This window comes from Belnapia moabensis DSM 16746 (assembly GCF_000745835.1).
In the GTDB taxonomy this organism is placed as follows: Bacteria; Pseudomonadota; Alphaproteobacteria; order Acetobacterales; family Acetobacteraceae; genus Belnapia; species Belnapia moabensis.
Window position 1 is genome coordinate 6,389 of the sequence record NZ_JQKB01000105.1, and the last position, 8,037, is coordinate 14,425.

Consider the following 8,037-nt stretch of genomic DNA (forward strand, 5'->3'; position numbering starts at 1 on the left):
TGCGGGGCGGCCGACTATTGATCCCTACACCCGAGATCGAGATTGCCGATCACACGGGTCAAACCTTGGCGACAGTTGGGTTCGAGGACGCGCTCAAAGAGCCGCATTGAGCGGGTCTTATCGCATGTGATGCCGGCGCCGCAATCGGCTGACAAGGCGGCTATAGCTATGCTGCCGAAAGGCTGATGGGGGTTGCCGGTGGCTGCAGCATCTCACTCAGCACCACAACCTCTTCGGATAGGAGATCCGACAAGGGCAGTTCGCGCCCTGTCACCAGCCACTGGTTCCACTCGGTCTGCCATTGAGCAACCTCGGGCTCCTGATCGCCAATTCTGATCCAGTAAAATCCACCCTCGCGGTCGTCAGGATCGGTCATAGGCCACCTCCGGACACAGATACGCATGACCCAGCTGGCCGTTGTAACTTCCGGTCACATTTGGGGTAGAAGGGGCGAAACATTCGCCAACTCCAGCGCCTGGCGAGCCGCTCAGGTTAAGCCAGGCCCAGCGCTGGGCAAGTAGTCATTCTGGCCGAGCTGTCGGACGTGATCTCACCTTGGGGCCTTCGGGGACACGTCTCGACGTGATGTCATACCGCTGGTTCGTTCTGTATTCCGGCGAGCAATGACGAGTGTTTTGCGCCCGGGCGGCTATGGAAACCGAACCATGCCTCCCCCTGGGCCGCCCTAACATCGAGCCCAGTCGAGTGACTAGTGCGCACTCATATTGCCTGAAATGTTGGATTCGGCCGAAGCTTGTCATCTGTCGGGCGCAGCGCTCCTTAAGCGTGCCCGCCGCACGGCCTCCCAACGTTCAGTGCTGGGACCGCGCTCGTTGGGTAGCTAAACCGTGCCGCCGCAACTCCGACCCTAACTGCCCCAATACCGCAAGCCAAGCAAGGCGCAGGTCGCCGCGCAGCGACCAAGCTGGGTAGCTGAAGGTGGCCGGTCGGTTCCGCTCGATGAACAGGTGCGAGATCCAGGCGCAACCATAGCCGACCACCGGAGCGAGCAATACCAGCCACCAAGGCCCCACGAGCACACCGACCACCAGCACAAACGCGGCTATCCAAGTGCCCGCGATATGGACTGCACGGGTCGCTGCTCTGGCATGCTCTCGGAGATAAAAGGGCCAGAACTCTTCGAAGCTACGGAAGCGGTCAGCCATGCGCTGAGATTGGGCCAATCACACAGCATATCCAAGAGCTTTAAAGGTGCAGTCGCCGGCCACATGAGAGAACGTCACACCCTGCTTGCCGCAGGTTGACCGATCTTACCGCAATCGCCCTGCAAGCAGAGGAAGGCCGCCTGTCTGGGAGCAAGACGGTCTTGAGCTGTTGTTGCATCGCTTGGGTATCCCTCGCTCAACGCCGCCCCGGCCGGGCGGGCTTGCGAGCGTTCCGCGCCAGCAGCGGCATTGTCCAGGGTGGCTTTGCGCAAGTGTGGCGCGAGGGGGTCATCCAGCCTCGGCAGGCAACAGGCGGCTCCCACCGCTTGGTCACCCCTTCCGGCTTACGTAACGACTGTAGCTGGCCGTGACGCCTCCTCCTGCCGCCACGCCGCAAGCTGCGGTGGTGGCCGTCATCCTCGGCGCTGACTTCCTCGACCGAATGGTGGAGGGCTGATGCGCTTACGTCCAACCGCCATGCATAATGCACTGACAGGAAGCGGTGGCCGGGGTGTGGCTGCCGTAGCTGGAGCCCGGGTCTTGAAGCAATGGCGCTGTGGTCGCACCTCGTACCAAGCCACAAGTCTTTGTGGGTAGGAGGAAGCAACATGAACGGCGACGACAATCTTCGGATGTTGCGGGCCAAGGCTATCGAGCGCCGCCGGCGACTGCTCGCCAACCTTTTCGGGCGCCCCAGCCTAGTGCCGCCCACACGCTATCTAGAGCTGACCCAGCAGCGGGTCGCCGACATTGATGCAGCGCTCCACAAGCATAGGCCAACCTCGCTGCGGCAGGCCCGAGTAGTCTAGGCCGATGGCGCCGGTGAGATGCCGGCTGATTTTCCGCGGCGCGAGGTCAGGCAAGTCAAATCCCGCGCCGCACATGTGACGCGCTCCAGCGCTTCCTCATCCATCGTGCCTGGCACGATTGTCATCGGCACCACCAGCAGCCCCGAATAGCGCCCGCTCAGCGCTGAGATTAGCGGTGCCGCGCCAGGTCCTGTGGAACGAGGTCTGGGGCTACAGCAGCGGCATCACCACCCACACGCTGGAGACGCATGTCTATCGGCTGCGGGAGAAGATCGAGGCGTCTGCTCGCGTCAGAGCCCGCCCGTCACGCGCAGTACCGTGCCAGTGGTGTAGGAGGCGGCGCCAGAGATGAGCCAAGCCACAGCCTCGGCAATCTCCTCCGGCTCGCCCACCCGTCCCATCGGGACGGGGCGCAATACGGGTGGGGCGGCCGGGATCTCCGGCTAGAGCGTGGATGCTCGTGTTCACCGTGCCCGGCGCGACGGCGATCACGCGGATGCCCTGCGCCGCTATCTCGCGCGCGAGTCCCAGCGTAAAGGCTTCCACCGCCGCCTTGCTGGCCGCGTAGTGCACGTATCCGCCCGGGCTGCCGGTCTGTGCCGCGACGGAGGATATGTTAACGATGCAACGCCCCTCCCCTTTCGTTGCTGCAAAGCAGCGCAGGGCGGCCTGTGCGCAGAGCATGGTGCCGGTCAGGTTCACCTCGGTAACGCGGCGCATCCAGGCGGGATCGAGATCCGCATCGCCGCTCACACAAGACCAGCAGCTAACCTGCGGGGCGCCCCAGTGGGACAAGTGAACGCCAGTCAACGGCAGCTGGCTCCCGTACGGCTCGTGGCTACCACCTGCTGGGCCCAAAGGTGCTCCCGGTATTCGCTGGCCCGATCCCTGATGTTGGTGGGTGAGCAGACATTGCGGGCCACCGTCCGAACTCGTCGGCTCTGCGCCCATCTCAGACCGTAACGGGTATCTCGCCGATACTCATAAGCAGACATCGTTGATGCAGGGATCTTGGTCGGCCGACTTCTGCAATGGATGGAAGCCGGAGCTCCAGATCGTGTCAGCCGCCTTTGATGAGGGTCTTGATCCGGCTGGCTAGCGTGTCCATGGCGAATGGCTTGGTCAGCATGTGCATACCCGGCTCCAGATGGCCGTGGCTGACCACGGCATTCTCCGCGTAGCCCGTGATGAACAGCACCTTCAGCCCAAGCCGCACCGCTCGTCCTGCCTCGGCGAGTTGACGGCCGTTCATGCCGCCGGGCAGGCCGACATCGGTAACCAGGAGGTCGATTCGTGCGTTGGACTGCAATACCCTCAGCCCGGCCGGACCGTCTGTGGCCTCAATGGCTGTGTAGCCGAGTTCCTCCAGCACCTCGGTGACCAGCATCCGCACGGTTGGCTCGTCATCGACCACCAGCACGGTCTCGCCCTGCTCGGCACGTGGCGCCTCGATCCGCTTGGCGACCTCCGTGGCTTCCGCAGCTTCGGCCTCGCCGAGGTGCCGGGACAGGTACAGACACATGGTCGTGCCCTGGCCCAGTTCGGAATAGATGCGAACCTGGCCGCCGGACTGACGAACAAACCCGTAGATCATGGAGAGGCCCAGACCTGTGCCCTGGCCAATGGGCTTGGTGGTGAAGAAAGGGTCGAAGGCGCGTTCGATCACCTCGGGCGGCATGCCGGTGCCGGTATCGCTGACGCAGAGCGAAGCGTACTGGCCGGGAGGCAGGTCACGGTCCCGCGCGGCCCGCTCGTCGAGCCAGCGGTTGCCGGTTTCGATCGTCAGCTTTCCGCCATTGGGCATGGCGTCCCGGGCGTTGATGCACAAGTTCAGCAGCGCGTTCTCAAACTGGTTTGCGTCGACCAGAGTGGTCCAGAGCCCGCCTGCCGCCACCACCTCCACCACCACGGCCGGTCCCATGGTACGGCGGATCAGATCCTCCATGCCTGCGACCAGGCGATTGATGTCCGTGGGCCTGGGATTAAGCGCCTGCCGACGCGAGAAGGCGAGGAGCCGGTGCGTCAGCGTCGCAGCCCGCTTCGACGCGCCCTGGGCCGCGATGATGTAGCGCTCCAGCTCGCCGATCCTCCCCTGCGCCACCCGTTTCCGCAACAGTTCGAGACTACCAATGATCCCGGCCAGTAAGTTGTTGAAGTCATGCGCGATGCCGCCCGTGAGTTGGCCCACGGCCTCCATCTTCTGGGCCTGGCGCAGCGCCTCCTCGGCCTTCATCCGCTCCTGGACGGCCTTCTCGATCCGCGCCTCCAGCGTAAGGTTAAGCTCGCGTAGATCAGCGCTAGCCTTTTCGGCGGCCCTGCGCGCATCCAGGAGCTCCTGCTCGTACCGCCTGCGGTCAGAGGCGTTGAAGACCGTCACGCGGATGAACCGCACCCCCCCGGCACCGTCGCGACGCTCGACCGCATTGACTAGCACGGGAAGACGTGAGCCGTTGGCACAGACGAGATCGAGGGCAACCTCGTTGAAGAAGCCCTGCATCCGCAGCAGTGGCGCGAAGTGGGTCTCGTAGTAGATCTTCCCCGCAATGTTCAGAAGATCCTGGAAGCGACGCCCAACGAGCTGGTCGCGCCCATATCCCGTCCATGCAATGAAGGTCTGATTGGCCTTGATAATCCGACCTGCAGGCTCAGCAGAGAGGTAGCCACAGGGGGCGTTCTCGAAGAGGTCCTCGAGGTCCTCAACGTCCTGCGGCTTGGAACTGGAGATGTCTTCGCTCAAGGTGCTAGGCTTGGACAAAGGCTTCCATGGCAGCGATGGTCTCCTCGGGGGCGCTCAGGTTCGGGCAGTGCCCGGTGGCGTCGAGGAGCACGAACTCGCTGCCGGGAATGGCACGGTGAACGTATTCTCCGACGCAGGGTGGGGCGATCACGTCTTCCGAGCACTGAAGGATCAACGAGCGGGCCTGCACCTCGGCCAGATCAGCACGATTGTCGGAGAGGAAGGTGGCCCGGGCGAAGCGCTTTGCGATCTCCGGATCCGTGCGGCAGAAGCTGTTCGTCAGCTCCTCGCCCAGCTCGGGGCGGTTTGGATTGCCCATGATGACCGGCGCCATGGCCTGGGACCAACCCATATGGTTGCTGTCCAGGAAATCCAGAAGTTCGTGGATCTGCCCCTCGCTGAAGCCGCCGACGTAGTCTCCGTCGTCAATGTATCTGGGTGACGGGCCGATCAAGACGAGCCTGTCGAAGAGATCGGAAGCTTTCTTAGCGGCCAGTACCCCAATCATGGCACTCACGGAGTGCCCCACGAAGACGCCGCCTTGTATCTTCAGTTCCCGGCAGATTTCGATCACGTCCTCGGCGTATCCATCCAACGAGGAATATTTTTCCGGATCATAGGCGGACAGATCGGACCCGCCTGCGCCCACATGGTCGAACAGAACGATCCGGTAGCGGTCAGCGAATGCTGGCGCGACGAAGCGCCACATGTTCTGGTCACAACCGAAGCCGTGAGCGAAGACCATCGCCTTTGCACCGAAGCCGCTTACGGTCACGTTATGCCGCCGCAAAACAGACAATGCGCATCCTCCTGCTAGCATACCCGCTGGCAGGCTACCTACAGCAGAACGAACTGGGGCAACAGGCACCCAGGTGGACGGCCATATTGGCAACGCCGAGGACTCGGATTTGGGTGGTAGAGTCGGACCGGCCCACCGAAGCGGTTCCCGAGCCGGACGTCAGCATCCCGCGGCAGACAGCCTCCAGTCGCCGAGGGACCCTGTGAATCTTCAAGCGCATTCGGAAAACTTGAATCGATTCGGGAGGGATCGTGAAGCGCCGGTCGGCCGCAGGCTGACTGATGTCGGCTTTCCAGCGCTCGCCGCTCGTAAGCCGCCATTCCGCTTCCGGCCAAACCACGCCATAGGGTGAGGGCAGGCAAGGGTGCTTCTGGATCCGATTACGGGAATGGCCGGACATCGCGGCTACGCCCCAAGCGCATTGCACCGTCGATCCCTTGCGATAAGCCCCGTTCCGCACGTGATGCAGAACTTGCCACAATGGAAGGCGGCTTCTCCTATGCCGGCCCGAAGGCGCCCGGTAACCTCGGCTATGGGAGGGATGGACCCATGGCTGAAGCACCACACGTTGCGTCGAACCGGATCGCCGCCGAGGCCGCTACTACCATGATGAAGCAAAGCTTTGTGGCCAAGCTCTCGATTGGGGAGTTAGCCGTAACCTGCGAGACGACCCTGGCGATCATCGTCGTCGCCGCCGCGGAGCAATCACTCTGCCAGGACAAGCCGCGGTTTGCGCAAGAGATGATTGAGACGATCACGGAGCGCGCCCATAACCGGGCTCAGGCCATGCTCCGCGGCGTCCCGTTCCGAGAGTGACCTGCGATCTCCCGCTTACCGCATGTTAATCGGGGTTGTCGCAGTCAACTGGCGGCCGCACCCACAAGCCGATGACCAGCATCGACATGCTGAAATAGCCCAGGATGAAAGCCCGCATGTTTCTCACCCATTTTGTGGGAAACGTGCGTCAAACTGGACCAGTTCGAGCGGGAGCGGCCTTTGATGCCGCGCGCAAAGGAAAGGCCGCCCGGGGGAGCGGCCTTGAGCCGCCTGGGGGTGCGGCTTTGAGTGGGAAGCTTCTCGATGAACAGCCCGCCAACGCCGTCCTGGGCGGACGGGTTCGCGAGCGTTCCGCACCAGCAGCGGCGCTGTTCAGCTCGGCCAACCGTCACTTGCTGGTTCCGATACCCGCAACCCCAACCGGGCCGCCGCAGCCTCGAGCTGTTCGACAACGCCCTCGCGCCATTGCTTGCGGTTCAGCAAGCCAGTCGCCTCAGCTGGCGGCATTCCAAGGGCGGCGCCAATCTCGGCGGGCTTGGTGATGCCCCGCTCATCCAACTCGCGGCCGATCGCCATCTTCAGCCGGATCATGACCAGCCGATCAGCATCTCGCCGCCGGCGCTCCTCGGGCGAGATCTTCGGTTTCGCCGGCAGTATCTGGGCGTCTGGTGGCAGGATCATATTGCGGATGTCGGTCGCCGCAGCAGCCGTCGCTATCTGCCGCTTACCCAAACCTTGTTGTTCTTCGAAACCTGCTTGGACTGCATCCGAGTGGTGAGGGCGGAGGAAGGTTGAGGCTCCACGTCTTTGGTGAGCTCCGGATCAAGCATCAAAGGAGCTCGCATTAGGAACGAAAAGCTGTTCTCCCTGGAACCTGTGTGAGGCAATAGCAGCCTGTCCTACAGGGCCGGTGACCCAATCCATAAAGGCCTGCCCAGCTTTCATCTTTACCTGCGGAAAGCGGACTGGGTTTACCACCATCACGCCGTACTGGTTGTATAGGTGCCGGTCGCCCTCGACCAAGACATCCAGACCGCACTCCTTATGGAAGATGGTCCAAGTGCCGCGATCGGTCAGGATGTAAGCCTGCTGGGCTGCGGCGGTGTTGAGGGCCGGCAACATGCTTTGGCCTACCGTCCGGTACCAGGATCCGCGGTCGCCGCCGGGATCCAGCCCTGCCAGCTGCCAAAGCCGCAACTCTCTGGTGTAGGTCCCAGAACGGTCACCGCGGGAGATGAAAGGCGCCCGCGCTGCGACAATGCGGCGGAGCGCCTCCGCCGGGTCATGCAGGCCGCGGATATTGGCGGGATCAGTTACTGGACCGGCTAGAACAAAGTCGTTGTACATCACCGGGCGGCGGCCGCATGGGGCAGCAAAGCCTTCTGCTACAAATCGCTCCTCCGCCGGCCGATCGTGTGTGATCACCACATCTGCTTCGCCTCGACGGCCAATATCCAGGGCTTGACCGGTGCCACACGCCACAACCTACACGGCGATGTCGGTGAACCGGGTGAAGGCCGGCAGGATATGGCCGAACACGCCGGACTGCTCGGTCGAAGTGGTGGAGGCGATGGTGATGAAAGGTGCAGACTGCGGTTGCGCAAGCGCCGGCCGGGAGGAGGCTGTGAGCGAGGCGAGAAGCGCCGGGAGCGTGCGTCGCAGGATGGCCATGAAGCTATATGAGTGAATAAGGCTGAATTCGTAAAGCTGAGCTGTTGAGGCGGCGCAGAATGGCCCGTACCTCGTCGC

Annotated in this window: 9 protein-coding genes and 3 pseudogenes; 4 read left to right on the forward strand and 8 right to left on the reverse strand. The window is 63.0% G+C overall.

The genetic code is table 11. From position 1 onward, the window contains the following. Nucleotides 1–166: 166 nt before the first annotated feature. Nucleotides 167–376, reverse strand: coding sequence for a hypothetical protein (locus EP26_RS26855; RefSeq protein ID WP_043343507.1), 210 nt, complete (start codon nucleotides 374–376; stop codon nucleotides 167–169). 436 nt (nucleotides 377–812) lie between these two features. Beyond that, a complete protein-coding gene (locus EP26_RS26860; protein WP_043343508.1) occupies nucleotides 813–1,166 on the reverse strand; it encodes a DUF962 domain-containing protein in 354 nt (117 codons plus the stop codon). Between the two features lie 608 nt (nucleotides 1,167–1,774). On the opposite strand from EP26_RS26860, the gene EP26_RS35550 reads away from it, so the two are divergent. Then, on the forward strand, nucleotides 1,775–1,975 hold the full coding sequence (locus EP26_RS35550; RefSeq protein ID WP_157033828.1) for a hypothetical protein: 201 nt from the start codon (nucleotides 1,775–1,777) through the stop codon (nucleotides 1,973–1,975). A 175-nt stretch (nucleotides 1,976–2,150) separates the two neighbouring features. Beyond that, a pseudogene (locus EP26_RS38735) lies at nucleotides 2,151–2,252 on the forward strand (winged helix-turn-helix domain-containing protein); the annotation flags it as partial. Nucleotides 2,253–2,265: 13 nt separating this feature from the next. Here EP26_RS38735 and EP26_RS38740 read toward each other — a convergent pair. The 4 genes and pseudogenes from EP26_RS38740 to EP26_RS26875 form a co-directional block, all read right to left on the reverse strand. After that, entirely contained in the window at nucleotides 2,266–2,367 is a 102-nt protein-coding gene (locus tag EP26_RS38740; RefSeq protein WP_408735119.1) for an SDR family oxidoreductase, read from the reverse strand. A gap of 118 nt (nucleotides 2,368–2,485) precedes the next feature. Continuing rightward, nucleotides 2,486–2,926: pseudogene (locus tag EP26_RS38745) on the reverse strand (SDR family NAD(P)-dependent oxidoreductase); the annotation flags it as partial. Nucleotides 2,927–3,035: 109 nt separating this feature from the next. Next, nucleotides 3,036–4,712 (reverse strand): PAS domain-containing hybrid sensor histidine kinase/response regulator, encoded by a 1,677-nt coding sequence (locus tag EP26_RS26870; RefSeq protein ID WP_211259572.1) that lies wholly within the window; start codon nucleotides 4,710–4,712, stop codon nucleotides 3,036–3,038. A gap of 4 nt (nucleotides 4,713–4,716) precedes the next feature. Further along, on the reverse strand, nucleotides 4,717–5,487 hold the full coding sequence (locus EP26_RS26875; RefSeq protein WP_211259573.1) for an alpha/beta fold hydrolase: 771 nt from the start codon (nucleotides 5,485–5,487) through the stop codon (nucleotides 4,717–4,719). Nucleotides 5,488–6,060: 573 nt separating this feature from the next. Between EP26_RS26875 and EP26_RS26880 the strand changes: the two genes are divergently transcribed. Both EP26_RS26880 and EP26_RS36455 read left to right on the forward strand, forming a co-directional pair. Beyond that, nucleotides 6,061–6,327, forward strand: coding sequence for a hypothetical protein (locus tag EP26_RS26880; protein ID WP_043343512.1), 267 nt, complete (start codon nucleotides 6,061–6,063; stop codon nucleotides 6,325–6,327). 264 nt (nucleotides 6,328–6,591) lie between these two features. Next, entirely contained in the window at nucleotides 6,592–7,083 is a 492-nt protein-coding gene (locus tag EP26_RS36455) for a hypothetical protein (protein WP_169747505.1), read from the forward strand. Nucleotides 7,084–7,110: 27 nt separating this feature from the next. Here EP26_RS36455 and EP26_RS26890 read toward each other — a convergent pair whose 3' ends face one another. Both EP26_RS26890 and EP26_RS37790 read right to left on the reverse strand, forming a co-directional pair. Beyond that, entirely contained in the window at nucleotides 7,111–7,770 is a 660-nt protein-coding gene (locus EP26_RS26890; RefSeq protein ID WP_281177128.1) for a substrate-binding domain-containing protein, read from the reverse strand. Between the two features lie 3 nt (nucleotides 7,771–7,773). Continuing rightward, nucleotides 7,774–8,037 (reverse strand): annotated as a pseudogene (locus EP26_RS37790) (hypothetical protein); the annotation flags it as partial.

Bases quoted from the DNA above. Each gene is read 5' to 3' on its own strand.
- EP26_RS26855 (WP_043343507.1), bottom strand. From the start codon at position 376: ATGACCGATCCTGACGACCGCGAGGGTGGATTTTACTGGATCAGAATT.
- EP26_RS36455 (WP_169747505.1), top strand. From the start codon at position 6,592: ATGAACAGCCCGCCAACGCCGTCCTGGGCGGACGGGTTCGCGAGCGTT.
- EP26_RS35550 (WP_157033828.1), top strand. From the start codon at position 1,775: ATGAACGGCGACGACAATCTTCGGATGTTGCGGGCCAAGGCTATCGAG.
- EP26_RS26880 (WP_043343512.1), top strand. From the start codon at position 6,061: ATGGCTGAAGCACCACACGTTGCGTCGAACCGGATCGCCGCCGAGGCC.
- EP26_RS26860 (WP_043343508.1), bottom strand. From the start codon at position 1,166: ATGGCTGACCGCTTCCGTAGCTTCGAAGAGTTCTGGCCCTTTTATCTC.